We start from the raw sequence: 22,790 nt of genomic DNA, 5'->3' as shown, positions 1-22,790 counted from the left end.
AGTAGATGGGGAAAATTCGCAAACTCGATGACCAACTCTCTAACTTAATTGCGGCAGGGGAAGTAGTAGAGCGCCCTGCCTCAGTCGTAAAAGAACTTGTGGAAAATTCTATCGATGCGAATAGTACATCTATTGAAATCCACTTAGAAGAAGCTGGTTTATCGAAAATTCGCATCATTGATAATGGAGATGGCATTGCAGAAGAAGATTGTATCGTCGCTTTTGAACGACATGCGACGAGCAAAATTAAAGATGAAAATGATCTGTTTCGCATAAGAACACTCGGTTTCCGCGGTGAGGCATTGCCGAGTATTGCCTCAGTTAGTGAATTAGAATTAATCACTAGTACAGGTGATGCACCTGGTACACACCTTATTATTAAAGGTGGAGACATTATAAAGCAGGAGAAAACAGCGAGCCGAAAGGGAACAGATATTACAGTACAAAACTTATTTTTTAATACACCAGCGCGTCTTAAATATATGAAAACCATTCATACAGAGCTTGGTAATATTACAGATATTGTGTATCGTATTGCAATGTCGCATCCAGAAGTGTCATTAAAGCTGTTTCATAATGAGAAGAAATTGCTTCATACATCAGGAAATGGTGATGTAAGACAAGTACTTGCATCGATTTATAGCATTCAAGTTGCAAAGAAGCTTGTTCCAATTGAAGCGGAATCTCTAGATTTCACAATTAAAGGTTATGTAACATTACCAGAAGTAACGAGAGCATCTCGTAATTATATGTCAACAATCGTAAATGGCCGTTACGTTCGAAATTTCGTATTAATGAAAGCTATTCAGCAAGGATATCATACATTACTGCCAGTCGGACGATATCCAATCGGCTTCTTATCAATTGAAATGGATCCAATGCTTGTTGACGTTAACGTACATCCAGCGAAATTGGAAGTTCGTTTTAGTAAAGAACAAGAATTACTAAAGCTGATTGAAGAAACATTGCAAGCAGCATTCAAAAAAATACAGCTCATTCCAGATGCAGGTGTAACAACGAAGAAAAAAGAAAAAGATGAAAGTGTGCAAGAACAGTTTCAGTTTGAGCATGCGAAGCCGAAAGAACCATCTATGCCGGAGATCGTTTTACCGACGGGAATGGATGAAAAACAAGAAGAACCGCAGGCTGTGAAACAGCCTGCGCAGCTTTGGCAACCACCGAAGCAAGAATGGCAACCACCACAGTCGCTCGTGAGAGAAGAACAAAGTTGGCAACCATCTACAAAATCGATAATAGAAGAACCGATTCGAGAAGAGAAATCGTGGAACAGTAACGATGAAGACTTTGAATTAGAGGAATTGGAAGAAGAAGTTCAGGAAATAGAAGAAATCGAAATGAACGGTAATGATTTACCGCCGCTTTATCCAATTGGACAAATGCATGGAACATATATTTTCGCTCAAAATGATAAAGGCTTATATATGATTGACCAACATGCCGCGCAGGAACGTATTAATTATGAATACTTCCGTGATAAAGTAGGACGAGTAGCACAAGAAGTACAAGAACTACTCGTACCATACCGTATCGATTTATCTCTTACCGAATTTTTACGTGTCGAAGAGCAACTAGAAGAACTAAAAAAAGTTGGACTATTTTTGGAGCAATTCGGCCATCAATCCTTTATCGTTCGCTCGCATCCAACGTGGTTCCCGAAAGGGCAAGAAACAGAAATTATCGATGAAATGATGGAGCAGGTCGTTAAACTAAAAAAAGTTGATATTAAAAAATTACGTGAAGAAGCAGCCATCATGATGAGCTGTAAAGCTTCAATTAAAGCAAATCAATATTTAACGAACGATCAAATATTTGCTTTACTGGAAGAACTTCGTACAACAACAAACCCATACACATGCCCGCACGGAAGACCAATTCTTGTGCATCATTCTACTTATGAATTGGAAAAGATGTTTAAGAGGGTTATGTAGGGATACTGTCAAAAAGGAAAAATTAATTAGACTAGAGAAAAAGCAAAAGGAAATAATAATCCGTACCATTTGTAAAGGACATTTTAAAAAAAGTTAGGCGGCATCAAGAAGATGATTTCTGTATTCTACAGGAGTCATCTTCTTTAAATTCCACTGATATCTGTATAGAAAATATTTGTTTCAATTTTTTTTTACCATTAGGGGTAACTTTGATTGCTCTTGATTTTGGGACTCTCTGAATCCAATTTAATTGTAATAATTTTTCTAAAAGTACATTTCCTAAACTCCCAGCAAGATGATGTTCTCTTTCTGTCGAATCTAAGCAAGCCTTCGCAAATATCCTTTTCTTTTGTTTAATTGCATTGACATCAATATCGAATTCCGCCAAAAATACTTGACCAGATTTTGTTATATGAAAATACAGGTCTTTTTTCACTAAATACCCTTTATCTAGTAGAGAATTTGTAATAGCAACACCTAAAGTTCCAGCCAAATGATCATAACAGGTACGAGCATACCTTAACTCACTTGATTGAGAGGGTTGACGAAAAGGCGTGTCTTTTTCTTGAGGAGTAATTACAAGAAGTAATTTGAGAATTTGTGATATTTCGGAATTAGAAAGTCTATAATAACGATGTTTGCCGTGCTTTTCTATAGAAATTATTCCTTTTTCTATCATTCTTGACAGGTGATAGATAGCTGTTTTAGTTTGTATCTTGGCAACATGAGCTAATTCGCTAGCAGGATAGGCTTTACCGTCTAGCAAATAGGTTAATATTTGTGCTCTTAATTTAGAACGAATTAATAAAGCCACTTCAGAAACATTCATTTTTTACCCTCCTAAAAAATATTCATATTTTCATGATAATCGAATTTTCAAAATGATAAAATTGTTATAAGGTAGATTTTGGGGAGGAGATAAAATGAAAGACATGTTAATTAAATCAAAAATATTTAATGATTATCATCATGATTCTTCTATATTAATCTTACCAAATGCATGGGATGTTATGAGTGCAAAAGTATATGAAGACTTACACTATAAGGCTATTGGAACAACTAGTGCAGGAATTGCAGCATCTTTAGGTTATCGTGATGGAGAACAACTACCATTTGAATCCATGCTTGATGTTATCAGGAAGATTACTCAATCTGTAAATATTCCTGTTAGTGCGGATATAGAATCTGGATATGGTGAAACTATTGAAGAAGTATTAGAGAATGTAAGAAAAATGATAGCTAACGGTGTTGTAGGAATAAACTTAGAAGATAGTAAGAAAAATCATACATGTTCCTTATATGATACAGCATATCAGCAAAAGAAAATTGAGAGTATTAAAAATGTGTCTATTTCAGAAGGGATTCCTCTGTTTATAAATGCACGTACGGATGCATACATACTTAACAACAATAGAGTTGATGAGACAATGAAACGTGCACAAGCATACAAAGATGCTGGCGCAGATGGTATTTTTATCCCTGGATTAGCTCAGAAAGAACATATTCAATTGTTTACTAAAGAAATAGATTTACCACTTAATGTTTTAATTCATAGCTCGACACCATCCATTTCAGATTTAGAATATTTAAACGTTAGTAGAATAAGTTTTGGATCTGGGGCATATAGAGCTACTATTTCTACTTTACGAAAACTTGCATCTGAAGTAATTACAAAAGGGCAGTATGGAACCATAACTAATGAAGTTATGTCATATGAAGAAATGATGGAATTTCTTCATAAAAACTAAGCAACATTTAATGTAAGTATTTATAAATTTCGTTAAATAGGACATTATAACACAGTTAATTAAACAAAAACCGATTTATCCTTAGGTAAATCGGTTTTTGTTATTGAAAACTTTCTTACCACCTTAAGATTTGCGATATCTTAAAAAACACAAGATATTAAAGAGTAATAATCCCCCTGCGATATACCATGAATATCGAAAAGCTTGGATAAGCCCATCTGTTCCTAAATGGCTTTGTGTACTCATGAATGTTGCGGCAACTGCTGCACCAAAGGCAATTGCAACATTTTGTAACATGCGTTGTATAGCTCCAATAGATCCCTGTTTTTCTTTTGAGACAGATGCCATGACTGATGCAATATTAGATGGTTGGAAAATTCCACCTCCAATACCATATAGAAACAATAAACTAGCTAATATATACGGCGACCACTGTGCTTCAATAAAACTTAAACCGACAAACGCTATAAACATAATACCTAAACCTATACTCATAAATAAATTTGTTCCAAAACGTCCCATGAACTTTCCAGCTATCCTTGAGAAGATTACTAAACCAAGTGGAGCTGATAATAAAACAAAACCTGTTTGTAAAGGAGTTAATGACGTGAATTTTTGTAAAAAATATGGGGGGATGATAAAAATAATTGCTGATGCCACCCCAAACCCTATCGTTGCAAGTATTGGAACGATAAAGGTCGAATGAAGAAATAAATGTACATCTATAATTGGATGCTTAGCTTTGGATTCATGAAATATGAAAATACCTAATAAAATAATAGAAGCAATTATATACCCCCAAGTAGGTACACTTCCCATTACTTCATTTTCTCCATGCGATAAGCTAAAAAGAAACAACAAAGCACTTAAAGTAAAGTATATATTTCCTAGAACATCAATAGGAACCGGATGTTTTTCCTCTTTTATAAATCGTGAAACTTTATAACAAGCCCATAATCCAATTAAACACAATGGGATGTTAATCCAAAAAATCCATCTCCAACTTCCTAATGAAATGAAAAACCCTCCTACTGTAGGTCCCAAAATAGGCCCTAAACCTATCATTACCCCTAGAGTTCCTAATGCGTGATTGCGATTTTCAGGGCTGACAAGAGTTGTAATAAGAGCAGCTGATGTAGCTTGTAATGCAGCAGCTCCAATCCCTTGAACAGCGCGGAATACAATTAAGTGCCACATCTCTTGAGACAATCCGCATAGTATAGAGCTAATTAAAAATATAAAAAAACCATATAAACATATTTGCAAACGACCTACACGATCACTGATTTTTCCAAATAAAAGGATCGTTGCACTCAGTGCCATAACGTATATCGTAACACTCCATGCTGTTATAGTTACTGTTGAATGAAACTCTTTTTCTAAAAAAGGTAAAGCAATGTTAATAATACCCGTATCTAAAGTTGATAAAAACATCCCGATACCAGCAATCAGGATTACTAACTTTTCACTAAAAAGAGAAAGTTTGCGATTTATAACAACATTCGTATTATCCATTAAATTGACACTACCTGTTTATGTTGATTTTGTTCATTCACTTGTGTGCTGGTAGATAAAGTTTCTTTTATAATCATTTGTAAATGAATCCATCCATCTTTAGTAGAAACAAGTATTTTATCGTTATCTTCACAAAATACACCAATGGCTTGAATTGGTAGTGGATAGTCTGTAATTTCAGCTTTTAATATTCTAATTTTCTGGTTATGTTGATTAAATGCAAAAGCCCCCTGTGGATACCCTGCACGAATTGTGCGAAGTATAGTTTCTATATCTTGCTCCCAATTTATGAAATAATCTTCTTCTTTTGGTTGACCAAAATAGGTTCGATTAGATAATAACTGTGATTTTGAAGTGAAATCCTTATTTTTAATTTTCGGAAGAACTTGTTTCAGTAAAATAATGGATTGTTTAAAATGGATGTCTCGAATTTCCAAGGCTGTTTCAGTTCCTGACATAACAACTGGCATTTGAGCTAAAATAGGGCCGGCATCAATTTCTGGTACGACTTGGATACATGAAACACCACCTTCTTTTTCTCCATTTTTAGCCATCCAGAAAAAAGGTGCTAATCCAGCATACCTAGGTAATGGGCTTGGATGAAAATTTATAGTATCTTCTTTTGGGATAGATAAAATATCTTCTTTTAAGATTTTTTGGTAATTAGCAATAATAAAATAGTCAGCATTATAATTTTTTAATAATTCTACTGTGTTAGAATCATTCAATTTATCCGGTCGTAACACGGGAATTCCAATATCTTTGGCTTCTTTTTCTAAATCAACTTGATCAGGTTCGCCAATATAATAAGAACATAACTTTCCTTCAGGACTAGTTACAAGAGCCTCTACGGAAATAGAAGGCTCTTGTATTAATTCCTGAAGAAACGGTAAACCAAATTTTGAATTAACTTCTGAGAATAAAATAACTTTCGTTACAGGTCGAATCATTCAGACCACCACTTACCATAAACAATTTTAGATTGCCAAGCCATAGTATCAAACATAGCGTATCCAGGTTGAACTGGTAATTGTTGAACACCTGGCAATTGATCAAGTTCTGTAATAGCCAATGCTAGTCGTTCTGCTAAAACACCTTCTGCAAGTGGTGGACAGCCAGCAAAAATAGGCATTCTTTCTAAATCGATAAACCAATGATCTAACATTTCTTTGCTTGGATATGAAGGCATTTCAGGAATGAGACGCTCCATAAGGCGCTTAATAACCTCTGGAGTCATTTCAGCATCTTCAGGAATTCCATATACTTCTTCAATAGGCATAGAATCTTTTGTGTATTTATAAATATATGTACCATGAGCAACTGTAGGGACCTTTAACATAAATTTACAACGGTCTGATTTTCGAAAAGCACGATGTAATGCATATCGGTTACGAATTTCGTAAAAATCCATCTGGTCTAAAACATAATCACAATCCTTCATAAATTCCTCAGCACTTTCAGGAGTAATCCCCTCTGGATATACCTCTATGTTCACATCTTTTGTAAGGTTGTAAGTCATTTCGGCAACGACTTCAGCTTTATTTTTTCCTAGATGATCTAAATCCGCACCCATTTGTCTATTCATATTTGTAACATCAAATGAATCTGGATCTGCAAGTTTTAGATTCCTTACCCCCATTCTAACAAGGCGTGCAGCAAGAGCTCCTCCAATACCACCAGTTCCTGCAATTCCAATAACAGCATCTCTTAGTTTTTTCTGTCTCTGTACTTGTTCTTCTTCTGTGCTTCCTAACCACCCAAGACTTCGGTTTACACGTTCCCAATACATCTCGTTAACATATGCTTCAGATTTGTACATAAGTCTTTCAGTTTGCTTCAACATAATAAAATTCCTCCTTAAATGGTTTTCCTTTCAATGTAATGATAAAATAAAATTATCTTAATAATCTATCGATTTCGTTTTTATCCAATCGTTTAAGGAGAGATCATTGAAATGGGAATTGAAATTATATTTCCGCCGTATATAGCAAATAACAAGGAAACGCTGTTACAACGTATTCAATTTTCTTTTTCACCTTTGAATGAAATGTTTCGAAGCATGCATGTATTAAACAATCCAAAACATCATGGGATTCATTTACCCTGGGTTATTGAAGCTAAAAAATGCCTAACAAGTGATATGCAGAAGGATTTACAATATTTTAATTTATGTTTTGAATTAGGAGTTCCACCTACACTTCTTCCTGGAATCTACAAATCTGTATTTTCAATTGAAGAGGAGATAGAATTACTTGCTCAAAAATTAACTGTAAAAAATGCTCGTAAAATTCTTCACGAGTTAACACTTGTATCTGAACATAGGGAAAATCGTTTTATACCTAGTCTAGCTAAAGGGATTGAATGGACAGATTTTGCTTTCAGTGACAAAAGTGACATACTTGAAGATTTAAAGAGAAGACCAAACTTTGTTTTTTGTAGGTTACTTCATTTTCTAGCAGACTATTATAAAAAAGTTTTTTCAACTATATGGGAAGATTTGAAGTGTGAACTATTAAATGAAATTGTAGAGCAAACTACCTTGCTCAAAACAAGAGGATTTTCATCATTTATTGATTCCTTATCATCAGAGCGCATTTCCTGGATGGATAACAAAAATAAATTGTATCTTCATAAACCATTTAAGACAACTTATCACATGAAAAGTGACGAATCCATTATTTTTATACCTAGTTATTTTGTTTGGCCTCATTTTTTTGTAGATGAAATAAAAGAAGGTGTCGTCATTGTTTATGATTCTTCCATAGCGAGAGAACAGGCCTTTCCAGAGCAACCTATTGAAAAGATGGTAGATACGTATCGTGCTTTAGGAGAACCTTCTAGGCTACAAATTTTAAGAATGTTACAAGAACGTTCATTAACAACACAATCTTTGGCGCAAATTTGCCATTTAAGTGAAGGTGCGGTTTCTAGACATCTTCAGGTACTAAAAAAGGCAAAATTAGTAACTTCCAGAAAAGAAGGGAAATATGTACTATATAAAAGTCGACAAAATATCATTCAAATCCTTTCAAAGTTAGTTATGGAAGCCACAGTAACTTAATTCAACAAAATTATTCTTATGAAATTATTAAAAAGATAAAGGTTTGTGTTTAATTATTAATCGTAAGTACAACGTCCTTAAGTAATTTTGTTAGTAGTAAACCTTTCTCTTTTGACAGTAATATTAATAATATAAAATAATTAATAAGACAGGAGATTTATAAACTGTACCCTATAGAATAGACACTTTGAAAAAAGTCTATTCTATAGGGTATTTCTTGTATAATAAGAAGAAAATGAGGATCGGAGAACATTCAAAATGACAAAAAATTATGCCGCTTTAATGGGCAGTAAGACCCCCACCTCAAAATTCAGCGAAAGCAAAGAAGTTAGGTGGGGGTCGAGCTGCTCATTAAAGTCCGATTGGTGAGGGCTAATAATCAGTGGGGGATGAAGAAAAACCCCGCTGATTAAAGTTTCACTTTATTTATAAATAGTAAAGAACAAAAAAGTGCGGAAAATATCCATGCCTTTTTTGTTCTTCCATTATCTATGTATAAAAAAGCGCTGTATATCAGCACTTTTTAAAAGTACATGAGTTGTATAAGAAAGATTTATTAACTATACAAGGCCTAATATAGGTTATTATTTGATTCATTGCTATAAGGGTCTATAAGGTTATTTGTTTTTATTATTATTAATTTTTTCCGTATATAGCACCTGTTCCTTATAGTGCTTTTTAATTGGGAAAGTATGTGTACCAGAGCCGTTTTTGAAATTTTTATTGATGGGGTTTTTTAGAGGGATTGTTGTAGTTTCAGTAAATTCATACGGGTAGTTTATTTTAGATTTATCTTCAAACATGAAAATGCCTCCTTTTTACGATTTCCTGAATTCTTTACTATAACATGATATGCATATAGATTTTTTTTGGACTAGTTATTTATAGAGGTTAATGGAATTTAATTACGTAACTACTGAAGTGTTCTAAAGGAAAACAATTCGAGAAAGATATTGTATGAATAGCTGCTCACTATTGTTGTTGTTTAAATTATCATGGTGTATGTGAAATTCTGAAGAAACTTAGTATATATGTCTATCAAACAAGCACTATGTGATGAACTCTTTTATGTTAGGTGAAGTGATTTTTGCATATATATTCGTTATAAATTGTTTTTATAATATGTTTCATATAGGGTTTTCCTGATAATATAATGCGGGATATTATAGTGTTATTATGTTATTAGGAACATTTAATGCTGTTTCATAACTGAAAGGGAATTGAAAAAAAACTGAAACTTTTCTCATAAAAATTCAATCTTACTTGAAAAATGAAAGGAAAATGAAATTTTCCAAAAGATATTCTTTGTTAAGATAAAAAGCATACATAAATAAAGTGTTGACATATCTTAAAAATGTATTTTCAAGATATAGTGGGGGAAAAGATGAGAATAGAAAAACAATTAATAAAAAAGATGTATTATGAAACATTTCTAATGGAGAATGTAACAAAATCACCTCTTGACGTACTTGGAGAAGCTTATGTAAACGAAGAAAAAAATGAGGTTTCTGATGGATCTTATATTCGTTTTGCGCAAGGTGAATTTTATTATCGCCATCAAGATTTTGAAGCAGCTATTTTTAAATGGGAGAAGGTTAGTAATGAATTAGCACCGTGGGCACAAAAAAATATTGCGGATGCGTATTTCGAACTGAATCAATTATCAATTGCTGAAAATGTATATACTTCCATTACTACTGATAATAAAATATTGATGACTGAAATTAGACTACAATTACTTTCTCTTTACATAGAGCAAAATAATTTTGATTCAGCTTTCGCTGTTATTAAAGAAGCGGTTTCTTTAAATCCAGACTATCCGAATGTTACAAAAATTGCCCGTTCTTTTTATGAGGAACAACAAGATTTTGATAGTGCAGTAGAGCTTGCTGTGAATGAGTTAATTCGAACAGAATCTTATCCGTGGTTTGAGGTGTTAAAAGGATATATCGATAAAGGATTTACTAAACATATTTCACCAGATTATTTTTATGATGCATTAGTTACATTAAATAATGTAGATCAAGTACAATTTACGCAAATGGTTTCATCACTTTGGAACAGTTATAAAAATGAACAAAATTACTTATTGTGGCTTAACACAATAAATGAATTTTTCTTACATATTGAAATAGAGTCTTCCGATATATGGGACAAAATTTCTTCTCTTTACGAAGAAACATACTTTGCATTAATTCAAGGGAAATATACGCTTAGACAATTACACGATATCATTCCAAGTCTTTTAACAAATTGGTTAAAAGTAGTCAATCCGTCTTATGCTGTATTTCCATCAGCAGCTGTATTGGCATGGGATGAAATTTTTCCTAACCAAATAGATTCATCAAATATAAAACATGCGGAAAACCTACTGTCATATTCTATGAATCATGTGAATGCTTTAGAGTACAGTCTACATCTTTTTGAATCTATTACACAGTGGGCACAAAAGCACAATATAGAAATAGGTCACCGATTTAGATGGTTAGTTGACGAACTTGCGGATTTAAGAACAAATCGTATTTTAGTAACGGGAACTTCAGGGAACGGAAAAACTACATTTATTAACTCTATATTAGGAGAAAATATAGTAGAAAAATCAATTTCAAATGTAGTAGTTTTAAAAAATGATGCTCATACAGAAATTAACGCCATAACAGACGCTGCAATTACAACAACGGAAGATATCTCTGATTATCATAATATGATGTCTCAGCATCATCAAACGTATAGAGATAGAGCATGTGTTGAATTTAAATTACCATGTAGATTTTTAAATGAAAATAAACTTACATTTGTAGTTACACCTGGATTTAATAGGAATAATGACACTAGGGATGAAGTATTTGAATATCTAAATTCTGTGGATGAATTATTGTTTGTATTGAATGCGGATTCACCGTTTACTGATAAAGAGCGTGATATTTTATTAAGCATTCAAGAACATACACCAAATTTACAAATTCATTTCTTATTAAATAAAATTGATAACATTTACAGTGAAGCAGAAGTGAAAAGAGTATTACAAGATACGGCAGCGAGAATAAACACATATTTCCCGCAAGCGAGAATTTTTCCTTATTCTTCGTTATATACAAGTAGTCAACAATTAAATGAGTTAACTGAGTTTATTCATTTTAACTTTAATCATAAAAATATTGATGCAGAACGTACTGAAAAGCTATTGTTCTTCATCCGAAAAACAATTACATATCTTTTAAATAAACGTGTTGAAAAAGAAAACAATCTCGTGGATGCTATTAATTGGAATGAAGATATGCTAGTGAAACTAAACGGTAGCATGAATAACCTTACTGCGTTTGAGAGGGAAAAAATTCATTTCATTACACAGTCATATCGTACAATGAAAATGGAAATTACGAACGAACTTACTGAAAATATACCGAAGATATTACAGAGTTGTTCTGATTTAATGAGTGAAGACAGTGATTTCGGTCACATGGATACAGAACTAAACAAAGCAATGAACGAAAGAGTGCATAAATATTTAGAACAAACTGTATTACCTCATCTTGCTCTTTCTATGCAAAATTGGATTGCCACTTCTCATAATGAGCTCCTTCAAAGTCAATCGTACTTAGAAGAACTTAGTGAAGGACTTAATTCTTTATTTGGAGAAAATCGAATACAGTTAGAATGTGACTTTAAAGTGCTTGATGACTGGCGCAGAGATACTGACAGAATGACGAATAGCATACAAATGGATGAAGTAAATATTTTACGTCGATTTACGCCAGCACAATTTTTATTGAAAAGTGCCGGTAAATTATTTGGAGTTCTTCCGAAAAACAAAACTATGCTATATAACAAATACAAACAGTATGTAGAAAATGAAGATTATACCGAGGTAACGGATTCTATTATGAAGAAATTTTTCTTGCAATTTGAGCTATTCGAAAACACACAAGAGCGAGATATTCATATATTCTTTAGGAATCCATTTAACTCCTTGAAACAAGCTGTAGAAAATATGCAATTCGAAATACAAGAAAAACAAGAGATGTTACATAAAATGAAATCAAACCCTGAAGTTTATCATGATTCTATCATGCTCTTTGAATTGAGATTACGTCAATGTGAAGTAATTTTACATATGGGTGATGATCATACTTATACAGATGTAATTTTAGAAACAAGTGCAGAATAAAAGTAAAATATATAAGATTTTTTATGTGAAATTGCATCACATGTTATAAGAGAGTAAAAGGGAGCAACTGTAACGAGTTGCTCCCTTTTCATATTAAGATTATTTTTCAGTCTCTTTAATTTTAGTTTGTACTTCACCAGTTTTAATTTTATTACTTTCTGAGAAACGTAATAAATCGCCTTCAATAATTTTGTCAGACATTCGTAATTCATTTTGTGCACGGTTAATGAGTGCTTGAGCTTCTTTTTTTGGTAAATTTACAATTTCACCTGTTATGCGGTCATAGAAAGTGTTGTTTTTGTATGCGTATTTGTCTGTAATGAAGCTACCATCACGTAAAACGACAAAACCGGTATATTTATCTGAAAACATATCATGACCAAAATGAATATCGTTCGTAGTATCAATCCCTAATAAATTGAGAATAGTAGGTTTTATATCGATTTGGCCCGTAGGCTTTGAAATCGTTTCACCTTCTGTTTGACCAGGCATATGAATATATAAAGGTGTACGTTGTAAATTTAAAGTGTCAAATTCTGTTATTTGATCTTTTTCTAAAAACTGTGCCATTGCGCGATTATGTTTTTCAGAAATGCCATAATGATCACCATATAAAACAATAATAGAATCATCATACATTCCCTCGGCTTTTAAACGCTCAATAAACTTTTTAATGGATTCGTCTAAGTAACGTGCTGTTACGATATAACGATCAAATACGCCATTACCAGAGTCATATGGTTCAATGAATTTAGTATCTTCATCATACGTAAATGGATAATGGTTCGTTAAAGTAAGGAAACGAGCGTAAAATGGTTGATCAATAGTTTTTAATATATCTACTGATTGATCAAAGTACTCGATATCTTTTAAGCCCCAATTTAAATTTGTTTCAGGCGTAATTTTGTAATCAAGTTCATTATAGTAACGATCATAACCGAGAGCAGAGTACATGATATTACGATTCCAAAATGTTGCATTATTCGCATGGAATACAGAAGTGAAATAACCTTGCTGACGTAAAATTTCTGGAGTCGCAGTATAATCATTGTTACCGTGTGTGAAGAATACAGCTCCTCGATTTAATGGATATAACGACGTATCAATTAGAAATTCAGAATCGGATGTTTTTCCTTGCCCAGTTTGGTGGAAAAAGTTATCAAAGTAATAGCTTTCATTTATGAATTCATTCAAAAATGGTGTAACTTCTTGTCCGTTAACTGTTGCGCCTATTAAAAAGGTTTGTAAGGATTCAAGAGTAACAACAATTACGTTTTTTCCTTTCGCTATACCAAACATGTTAGGATTCGGCTCACTTTCGTTTGCCTTCACGTAGTTTTCTGTTTCTTGTAATTTACTACTATCAGCAAGTGCCTTTTGTGATCCTGCTTTTACTTGTAGTGTTAAATCATATACTTGATGCGTGTATAGTCCTAAATTTTTAACAAGCATGACTCGGTCGAAAGATCTCGTTAGTAATTCAGGTCGCTCTTTTTCTGCAAGATGTAGATTTGCAAAAAATACACCAATCGTTAAGAGAAAATATAACAAGCGTGCCGAATGAGTTACGCGCCCCGTTTGGAAGACTAGTGCCTTCTTCTTTAATAAAATAAAGAAGAAAATAATGTCTGCGAATGCGAGTATAATTTTGTAGTTCAATATTTCTATAATACTACCGCCTAATTGGCCAAAGTTTGATGTTTGTCCAAGTACTGGTAACGTAACGAAATCACTATAAAAATCATAGAACATTACATTCCCAACAAGTACAATTGTTAATAAGAAATTAATACATAGCGCGATATAATTTCGCTTTTCACCGGTTGCAAATAATGCGAATCCGACAAAAGCTAATGAAGCAGCGAGAGGGCTAATAAACAAAATAAGCTCTTGTGTAGAAGATTCAATTTTTAAATCAAAACTGAATCTTGTAATAAGATATGTTTTTAACCATACTGCTAAAGCAATTATTAAAACAAAGCTTATATTTTGCATTTGTAAATTGATTTTATTTTTCATTTTTACACCTTCTTTATATAATTTATTTAACTTGTGTTATATATTATATTTTTATAACTATTAGGGTGCGATAAAACATTTAGCCAATGGTTTCTAAAGGTAATAATATGAAGTATTCATATACGTACAATAGGAAATTTTAAAGTATAAATCTATTTTTTAGAACAGAGCAGAAAAAGTCATAGTTGTAGTAAAAAATACTTATAGACATCCTAACATATTAAACACTATGATGATGTTACAAAATATCGAACAAATGAAAGTAGAAATGAATAGAGGCTTGTAAAACGATTGACATTCAATTTATTAGAATTGAATGTCAATCGTTTTACATACATAGTTATGTTACATATGTATCTCGTAAAATCCCGATTTTTTACGGGGTAGTCGTTAGGGGGAAGGATAAGGTACATAAATAAAGCGTTGTGAAATTTAAAATATTTAATTGGTATCTTAAAAGAATTTAAACCATAGATAAATATTTTCCAACATACAATCCACTTGCAGCAGCTTGAGATAATGAATGAGTGACGCCTGAACAATCCCCAACTAAAAATAGTCCATGTATACTTGTTTCAAAATGATTATTGAGTTTTATCGTAGGAGCATAAAACTTTCCGTCAATTCCATATAATAAAGTATCTTTATCGATCGGTTCTTGGATAAATTGTTCTAAGCGTAATAAAAATTCTTTAAGTCCTTCAATATATAATGGAGGAATTTCTGTATGCAAATCTCCATAATCTCCTTGTAGTGTAGGCTGTATACGGTTATGTTTCATGTTGTTCGCTGTTGTAGGTTCTTTTTTTAGTAAGTCCTCTAAGCGCTGTATAACAATTCGCTCTCGTCCTTGGTTAATGTTTTTAATAATTGAGCTTGCATACAGATTTGCTTCTTTGAGAGTTGGAAAATAGCGCGGGATAAATAAAGTGAAATTTAAGTTAGGTGTGCCAGTTCCTTTCTCTCGAAAATTTTGACCGTCAGGCATAACTAAACCTTCTTCGTACTTTCTAATGATGCGTCCTTTTGGATTCATACAGTACGTAGTTGCTGTGAAATCTTCCTGCTCATAAGAAAGTTTCGTCTCGAATGTATCTTTTAATATAGAGCGTAATTGGTGTTCTTTCATCTCTACTCTAATACCTAAATCTACACGAGTTTGTTCTTGAGAAATATTTAGAGAAGTACACATTTTTTTTAACCAGTTTGCTCCGGAACGCCCAGTTGCAAATACTAGTTGTTTAGATTGAACTGTTTCTTCATTTATCTCTATTGTAAAATGATCTTTCTGTTTCATAATATGTTGCACATCTATATGAAATTGTATATTTATTTTCGTAAGTAAAAATTCATAGAGTTGCTGAAAAATGTCACTTGAAAGTGTAGTACCAAGATGCCGTACTTCTGTTGTTAGCATTTGCAAACCACAAGCTTCAGCCCTCTTATTGAGAGTTGGATTTTCTGTAGAATATTTTGAAACAGAGCTTCCTCCGAACTGACATAGAATTTCATCTACTTCAGCCATAAGTTGTTTAAAGCCTTCTTTGCCGACTTTTTGCTCAAGTTCTCCGCCAAATCCGTTTGTATAATTAAATTTCCCTTCAGATTTTCCTAGCCCGCCAAACCCAAAATATTTATCACATGTAGTACAAGTACACACTTTTCCTTCGTCTAAAGGACAATGGCGATCTTCTAGCGCTTTCCCTTTATCCAGAATTAAAACCTTTTTGTTACTGTTAGCTAGTAAATAAGCCATAAAAATGCTACTTACTCCAGCGCCGATAATTGTAACATCATACATATTCTTTCACCCGCTAACGAATAGTTTGTTTTTTATTTTTCTAGTGTATAACAATTTTATGAAGTTAAGAAATAGCTTTTATGAATAAAGAGGGAGTTTTTGAACTTGATGCTTTCTTAATTTTTCAGAGTGGTGGAGTAAATACAAATTTTTTATTTGAAAGAAGAGATAGTTTTAAAAGATCACTATGTCATATGATTAATAAAATCTTACATATAAAAAAACAGACCTTTTAAGTGAAGAGGTCTGTTAATGATTTTAAATGTTATTTAGCGAAGACGTGGTTACCAATTACTGCTACTGTTTGACGTGTCGTAATCCATTTGTCTGTTGATGTTTTTGGATTGTAGAAATAAAGCCAATCAGAATGTATTCCATTTGTGGAGATAGCCTCATCTACTGCCATTTTTGCTTCTGGGCTTGCAGGATGATTAATTCTTCCATCTGTAACAGGAGTAAATGCATATCCATATGTAATAGGTTCATAAATAACGCCTGTTATTGTATTTGGAAACCCGTTTGCATTTACACGGTTTAGGATAACTTTTGCTACAGCCACTTTTCCTTTATATGATTCTCCACCTGCTTCAGCGGTAACTAAGCGTGCCATTAAGTCTTTTTCTTTTTCTGAAATGCTTGAGTTGATTTTCAAATGTTGTCCTGCATAGAGCTTGTTTCCCACTGTATTGTTAATTTGTTTTATAGATTGAACGGTAACATTGTAACGCTTTGCTATCGTTTCCAATGAATCTCCCGGTTGTACTTGATAAATAATTTGCTCAGAAATGTTCGCAGGTTTGGCGTTTTGGTGAACAGTGATTTCATTTGAGTTGACGGAACCTGGAATATGTAACTGTTCGCCAATGAAAGTTTGATCGTTTCCTTTATGGTTAGCCTGTTTAATGGATTGTATTGAAACGTCGTATTGTTTACTAATGCCCCAAAGTGTATCATTCTTTTTTACTGTATGAATGGTAGAAGCCTCAGCTGTACTTTGACTACATACGAATGTAATTGCAGCCGCAGATAAAGGGATTATATGTTTTATTTTTAATAATTTCATTGTAAATCCTCCTAAGAAAAAATTAAGGTGAAGCTGTTCAGTAATCTAGTTTTGGATATTTATATACTTAATATATTAATGTAAGTATATTAGCACATATAAAATAAATAATCATTATAAGTTTCTTATTCATGTATTGTAGAGTTCTAATATGAAATATTGCATATGAAAATACATTGAAGTTCATATTGCTGATTACTATAATCTATTTAGTAGAAAGGGAATATGTTATATAAATAAAATCACTATAAATTAATATAATGATTAATTGTTGTTAATAGGAGGATTGGAGTAATGAAAATATTTCGAAAAATGTGTGCGTCAACTGTAATCATTACAACACTTTTAGGAACAGGAGGCACTATCAATAGTGTACATGCTGATTCTATAGAGCAGCAGAGTAAATTAGGAATAGATCAAGAAACAGATAAGCAAATCATTGTAAAATTTAAAGCGGATTTGAAATTTCCATATGAAGATGGTATTGAAAAACAAATACAATCTCAAACGAACGACAAAGTACTAGAAGATCTTTTGGTAGAATATCCAGATGTAACATTCACGCGTTTATTCACATCTGTAAGTCCAGAGGAAATAGAAGACCTTGAAGTGAAAGCACCCAATAATGTATCTACAAATTTATTAAACTACTATATTCTTCAAACTCAAAATGGTGAGCAGAAAGAAGAACTAGTAGATAGGTTAAAGAAATCTTCTTTAATAGAAGATGTGTATATGAAGAAGCAAGAAAAAATAACGCCACCAGAAGTGCGACCATCAAGTGTATCTCTTAGTCCTAATAACAATCCTAGATTTAAACAACAAGGTTATTTAGAAGCAGCACCATACGGTATTAATGCGCCCTTCGCCTGGGAAGTTCAAGGCGGTAACGGAAATGGTATAACTTTTGTTGATATGGAATATGGATGGTTATTAAATCATGAGGATTTAGTACATCAAAATATTGAATTAATGTCTGGAATAAATATAGATCAACATGTCGGTCATGGGACGTCTGTACTAGGAATTGTATCCTCTGAGGACAATGAAGTTGGGAATATTGGGATTGCGCCAAAAGCGAAAGCAAAGGTGATCTCTCAAATAAGAGATAACGGACAGTATAATACAGCTGATGCAATATTAAGTGCTGTGAATCAGTTAGAAGCTGGGGATGTTTTATTATTAGAGGCACAAGCTTCCTTTGATGGATATGGTGATAAATATTTACCTGTTGAAGTACAACCAGATATCTTTGATGCAATTCGTGCCGGTACAGATAAAGGTGTTGTCATTATAGAAGCTGGAGCAAATGGTTGGAATGATTTAGACCAATTTAAAGATAGAAATGGTAAACAAATTTTAAATCGTAATAGTAAAGATTTTAAAGATTCAGGTGCAATTATGGTAGGAGCGGGCTCTTCATCTTTCCCTCATGAGCGTATGTGGTTTTCGAATTATGGCAGCCGTATTGATGTGTATGGATGGGGAGAAAACGTAGATACAACTACAGCAGAGCAAAGTCGAAGTGCTGTAAATCTTTATACATCTAGCTTTAGTGGCACGTCGAGTGCGTCACCTATTATTGCCGGAGCAGCGACTTTAGTACAAAGCATTGCGAAAGAAAATTTAGGACAACCATATAGACCGAGTGAACTAAGAGCAATATTAAGCAACCCGAACACAGGAACAAAATCTAAAGATCCATATGCAGATAAAATTGGTGTTTTACCAGATTTGAGGTCTATACTAGTTAACTTAGGGTATGGACAAAGAAAACCAAACGGTGGGAATGAGTTACAAGTAACAGAAAATGAACCAAATAATGAGCCTAGACAGGCAAATAAAGTTAACTTTCATACACCGGTGAAAGGAACGTTACATAATAGTGATAGAGTAGATGTATTTACTTTCCAAATTGACTCGCCGGAAAATATTAATATATCTCTACTAAATGAACAAAATATCGGAATGACATGGGTACTTCATCATGAATCAGATTTAAATAAATATGTAGCATATGGTGAAAATGAAGGGAATGTAGTGAAAGGAACTTATCATGCAAAGCCAGGTAAATATTATTTATACGTCTATAAATATGAGAATAAAGATGGTTCATATGTATTGAACATAAAATAAGCAAAAGGAACTTCAGATGAAGTTCCTTTGAATTTTTCTAATTTAGTATATGTGAATGATTTTTCAACTTTACTTCTATGCAATATTTCATATTGATGAAATGTTATTTATTTTTTATGAACTAGCTTATATTATATTCAATAAGTTTGATGTAAAAACGGAAAAAGAGAGGGATAATAATGAGCAATAAGAAGTTACTTTTGAAATTATTCATATGTAGTACAATATTTATCACATTTGTATTGGCTTTACATGATAAGAGAGTCGTTGCGGCTAGCTCTGTTAATGAGCTTGAAAATTGGTCAAAATGGATGCAACCTATACCTGATAATATCCCGTTAGCACGAATTTCAATTCCAGGAACACATGATAGTGGAACGTTTAAGTTGCAAAATCCGATTAAGCAAGTATGGGGAATGACGCAAGAATATGATTTTCGTTACCAAATGGATCATGGAGCTAGAATTTTTGATATAAGAGGACGTTTAACAGCTGATAATACGATAGTTCTTCATCATGGGCCATTATATCTTTATGTAACCCTACACGAATTCGTAAACGAAGCGAAACAATTTTTAAAAGATAACCCGAGTGAAACAATTATTATGTCTTTAAAAAAAGAGTATGAGGATATGAAAGGAGCAGAAGGTTCCTTTAGTAATACGTTTGAAAAAAATTATTTTGTTGATCCTATCTTTTTAAAAACAGAAGGAAATATAAAACTTGGAGATGCTCGTGGGAAAATTGTACTACTAAAAAGATATGGCGGTAGTAATGAATCTGGAGGATATAATAATTTTTATTGGCCAGATAATGAGACGTTTACGACAACTGTAAATCACAACGTAAATGTAACGGTACAAGATAAATATAAAGTGGGTTATGATGAGAAAGTAAAATCTATTAAAGATACGATCAATGAAACGATGAATAATAGTGAGGATTTACATCATCTATATATTAATTTTGCAAGCTTGTCTTCTGGTGGTACAGCATGGAATAGCCCATATTACTATGCCTCTTATATAAATCCTGAAATTGCAAACTATATAAAACAAAAGAGTCCTACAAGAGTAGGTTGGATCATTCAAGACTACATAAATGAAAAGTGGTCACCATTGCTGTATCAAGAAGTTATAAGAGCGAATAAGTCATTAATAAGAGATTAAAGATGATGAGAGTAAGAAGCGATAAAATACGTCGCTTCTTATTAAAAAACAGTGTATCTTGTAAATGGAACAATTTTTGAGTTATCTCAATCGATAAGAGGCTAAACTTTTAAACCGGATTAATTTTAAGTGAAAAATGAATATAATTAACTTTACGAAAAAGCAACTGATTATAAGTGATCAGTTGCTTTTTATTTTTAAAGTGGATGAGCAAAAAAACATAAAAGTGGTTGGTCCGTTTTTGGCAAACATCCATTATGATAAGAGAAGAAAGGTAGTATGTTATTAACGTTTTAAAGAGGAAGTTCTTAATAAAAATAGACTGGCCTTAGAGAGGTGAAAATACAATGAGCTTTGCGATTTCACTAGTCGTTATTATTGTAATTGGATCACTGTTTGGAACCGTACTAGTTGCACGGAATGTGGAGGAGAATTACGGCAAGTCTACAAAGAGAAATGTGAAAAACTTATCAACTATTTATATTATCCTTCTTTTCGTACTACTGCTAGGGGTAACATGGTATGCGGTAATAATTTGATAGTTTGTAACAGAACTGCAACGAGAGCATGAAGCTGGAATTTCAGAAGCTATCGAGTAATCAGAAACGGAGCTATTTTAATATATCCATTTTTGGATGAGAAAATGTGACTAATTAATACTATTTTTACGGTGAATACTGTTAGTAATAAATTGAGGATAGTTCGTTTTGAAAGGAGGTAACTATATGGAATGGAAACCAAATCGTGCAGATAAGACGCCTGTATATAAACAAATAGCGGATTATATTGAAAGAGGTATTTCTTCAGGTGAGTTTCCTTCTGACAGTAAGTTACCTTCTGAGCGTATGTTAGCAAAAGAATTACAGGTGAATAGGAGTACGATAGTAGCTGCATATGAAGAATTAAAATCACTTGGAGTAGTAGAACGGCAAAAAGGAAGCGGAACACGGGTGAATACAGACATATGGGGTGTTTCACATAAACGAATACCGAACTGGGGTAGGTACGTTGAGGATGGATCGTTCTTACCTAACGTACCACTCGTTCAACAAATTAGAACGGAAACACAAAAAGAAGACTTAATTAATTTAGCGAGTGGTGAATTGTCACCAGAATTAATTCCGAGTGATAGATTCCGAACAATTTTGTCGGAGAAAACATTTATGGAAAACCTCGGTTATGACCATCCACTTGGAAATGAAATGTTGAGAAAAACAATTGCGGCACATGTTCAGCAATATAAACAAATTGAAGCAGATTCGAATTCTATCCTTATTACATCAGGCGCACAACAGGCACTTAATCTTATCGTTCAATGCTTATTAAAACCTGGTGATGCGATTGCAATTGAGGACCCTTCGTATTGTTTTTCACTGCCGATGTTTAAATCTGCTGGCTTAAAAATATTCCATTTACCTGTTGATCAGCATGGAATGAATCCAGAAGACTTAATTGATTTGCATAAAAAGCATCGTATTCGTATGGTATTTTTAAATCCGGATTATCAAAATCCAACTGGAACTGTGCTTTCATTAGCAAGACGTAAAAAGATTTTAGAACTGTCTTCTGAATTTGGTATACCGATTGTAGAAGATGATCCGTATAGCTTAACTTCATTTAATGGAGAGGTGAATCCAACATTAAAATCAATGGATCAAAACGGCAATGTTCTTTATATAAGTTCATTATCAAAAATTGTTGCATCAGGATTACGTATTGGCTGGGTAATTGGCCCAATGCGTGTAATAGAACGTTTAGCGGATGCAAAGCAGCAAGTTGATTTTGGCCATAGCGTATTTACGCAGTGGGTGGCAAATCAATTTTTAGAATCAGAAGATTTTCATGCACATATTACAATGCTCCGTGGACAATTGAAGGAAAGAAGAGATGCGTTAATTAGAAAGCTTGAAGAAATATTAGGGGACCAGGTTGAATTCTTTGTTCCAGAGGGTGGAATACATTTATGGTGCAAAGTGCAAGGAACGTTTGATGAATATCATTTATTAGGTGAATCTATACGAAATGGTGTAGCGTTTGTCCCGGGGAGTGTTTTAGGTACTAAAAGTGAATATGTTCGTTTTACTTTTGGGAGAGTAAATGTCGAACAAATTCAGCTGGGAATGACGAGATTTGCGGAAACGTTAAATGAAATTTCATAATA

General features: G+C 33.1%; 16 protein-coding genes. 8 read left to right on the top strand and 8 right to left on the bottom strand.

The window, feature by feature from the left end; all coding sequences use genetic code 11:
• Positions 1–5 precede the first annotated feature (5 nt).
• Positions 6–1,949 carry a DNA mismatch repair endonuclease MutL gene (gene mutL / locus MR070_RS00185; protein WP_000516473.1) on the top strand — a complete coding sequence of 648 codons (1,944 nt, stop codon included), beginning with the start codon at positions 6–8 and terminating at the stop codon, positions 1,947–1,949.
• Between the two features lie 103 nt (positions 1,950–2,052).
• On the opposite strand, the gene MR070_RS27285 is transcribed toward mutL, so the two are convergent.
• The gene (locus tag MR070_RS27285; RefSeq protein ID WP_242260361.1) at positions 2,053–2,778 is read right to left on the bottom strand and encodes an ArsR/SmtB family transcription factor; all 726 of its coding nucleotides are present in this window, start codon (positions 2,776–2,778) and stop codon (positions 2,053–2,055) included.
• Between the two features lie 94 nt (positions 2,779–2,872).
• On the opposite strand from MR070_RS27285, the gene MR070_RS00175 reads away from it, so the two are divergent.
• Positions 2,873–3,697, top strand: coding sequence for an isocitrate lyase/PEP mutase family protein (locus MR070_RS00175; RefSeq protein ID WP_242260359.1), 825 nt, complete (start codon positions 2,873–2,875; stop codon positions 3,695–3,697).
• A 123-nt stretch (positions 3,698–3,820) separates the two neighbouring features.
• Here the strand turns inward: MR070_RS00175 and MR070_RS00170 are convergent, their stop codons facing one another.
• Genes MR070_RS00170 through MR070_RS00160 form a run of 3 tightly spaced genes read right to left on the bottom strand, consistent with a single transcriptional unit; the run spans position 3,821 to position 7,055 of the window.
• Positions 3,821–5,212 carry an MFS transporter gene (locus MR070_RS00170; RefSeq protein ID WP_242260358.1) on the bottom strand — a complete coding sequence of 464 codons (1,392 nt, stop codon included), beginning with the start codon at positions 5,210–5,212 and terminating at the stop codon, positions 3,821–3,823.
• Entirely contained in the window at positions 5,212–6,162 is a 951-nt protein-coding gene (locus MR070_RS00165; RefSeq protein ID WP_242260356.1) for a methionyl-tRNA formyltransferase, read from the bottom strand. Before MR070_RS00165 ends, MR070_RS00170 begins: the two co-directional genes overlap by 1 nt.
• Entirely contained in the window at positions 6,159–7,055 is an 897-nt protein-coding gene (locus MR070_RS00160) for a ThiF family adenylyltransferase (protein WP_242260353.1), read from the bottom strand. Before MR070_RS00160 ends, MR070_RS00165 begins: the two co-directional genes overlap by 4 nt.
• A 111-nt stretch (positions 7,056–7,166) precedes the next feature.
• Between MR070_RS00160 and MR070_RS00155 the strand changes: the two genes are divergently transcribed.
• The gene (locus MR070_RS00155) at positions 7,167–8,273 is read left to right on the top strand and encodes an ArsR/SmtB family transcription factor (RefSeq protein ID WP_242260351.1); all 1,107 of its coding nucleotides are present in this window, start codon (positions 7,167–7,169) and stop codon (positions 8,271–8,273) included.
• A gap of 617 nt (positions 8,274–8,890) precedes the next feature.
• Here MR070_RS00155 and MR070_RS00150 read toward each other — a convergent pair.
• Positions 8,891–9,076: a hypothetical protein gene (locus MR070_RS00150; protein ID WP_000461128.1), complete on the bottom strand. Its 186-nt coding sequence runs from the start codon at positions 9,074–9,076 to the stop codon at positions 8,891–8,893.
• Between the two features lie 551 nt (positions 9,077–9,627).
• Between MR070_RS00150 and MR070_RS00145 the strand changes: the two genes are divergently transcribed.
• The gene (locus MR070_RS00145) at positions 9,628–12,441 is read left to right on the top strand and encodes a dynamin family protein (RefSeq protein ID WP_138321257.1); all 2,814 of its coding nucleotides are present in this window, start codon (positions 9,628–9,630) and stop codon (positions 12,439–12,441) included.
• Positions 12,442–12,540: 99 nt separating this feature from the next.
• On the opposite strand, the gene MR070_RS00140 is transcribed toward MR070_RS00145, so the two are convergent.
• The 3 genes from MR070_RS00140 to MR070_RS00130 all read right to left on the bottom strand — a co-directional run bounded on the left by MR070_RS00140 (position 12,541) and on the right by MR070_RS00130 (position 17,324).
• Positions 12,541–14,460: an LTA synthase family protein gene (locus MR070_RS00140; RefSeq protein WP_242260348.1), complete on the bottom strand. Its 1,920-nt coding sequence runs from the start codon at positions 14,458–14,460 to the stop codon at positions 12,541–12,543.
• A 463-nt stretch (positions 14,461–14,923) separates the two neighbouring features.
• On the bottom strand, positions 14,924–16,261 hold the full coding sequence (locus tag MR070_RS00135; protein ID WP_242260346.1) for an NAD(P)/FAD-dependent oxidoreductase: 1,338 nt from the start codon (positions 16,259–16,261) through the stop codon (positions 14,924–14,926).
• Positions 16,262–16,526: 265 nt separating this feature from the next.
• Entirely contained in the window at positions 16,527–17,324 is a 798-nt protein-coding gene (locus MR070_RS00130) for a cell wall hydrolase (RefSeq protein ID WP_000771000.1), read from the bottom strand.
• Between the two features lie 294 nt (positions 17,325–17,618).
• Between MR070_RS00130 and MR070_RS00125 the strand changes: the two genes are divergently transcribed.
• The 4 genes from MR070_RS00125 to pdxR all read left to right on the top strand — a co-directional run bounded on the left by MR070_RS00125 (position 17,619) and on the right by pdxR (position 22,788).
• Positions 17,619–19,460, top strand: coding sequence for a S8 family peptidase (locus MR070_RS00125; protein WP_242260343.1), 1,842 nt, complete (start codon positions 17,619–17,621; stop codon positions 19,458–19,460).
• 179 nt (positions 19,461–19,639) lie between these two features.
• Positions 19,640–20,629, top strand: a complete 990-nt coding sequence (plcA, locus tag MR070_RS00120) for a phosphatidylinositol diacylglycerol-lyase (RefSeq protein ID WP_242260342.1) — start codon at positions 19,640–19,642, stop codon at positions 20,627–20,629.
• Between the two features lie 347 nt (positions 20,630–20,976).
• Positions 20,977–21,168: a cytochrome c biogenesis protein ResB gene (locus MR070_RS00115; protein ID WP_242260339.1), complete on the top strand. Its 192-nt coding sequence runs from the start codon at positions 20,977–20,979 to the stop codon at positions 21,166–21,168.
• A gap of 186 nt (positions 21,169–21,354) precedes the next feature.
• Positions 21,355–22,788 (top strand): MocR-like pyridoxine biosynthesis transcription factor PdxR, encoded by a 1,434-nt coding sequence (gene pdxR / locus MR070_RS00110; protein ID WP_074569261.1) that lies wholly within the window; start codon positions 21,355–21,357, stop codon positions 22,786–22,788.
• Positions 22,789–22,790 lie beyond the last annotated feature (2 nt).

Origin of the sequence: Bacillus cereus group sp. BfR-BA-01453 (genome assembly GCF_022662915.1) — a bacterium.
GTDB classification, from domain to species: domain Bacteria; phylum Bacillota; class Bacilli; order Bacillales; family Bacillaceae_G; genus Bacillus_A; species Bacillus_A paranthracis.
The sequence above is the reverse complement of the archived record's forward strand: the minus strand, read 5'-3'. Positions and strand labels throughout refer to the sequence as shown.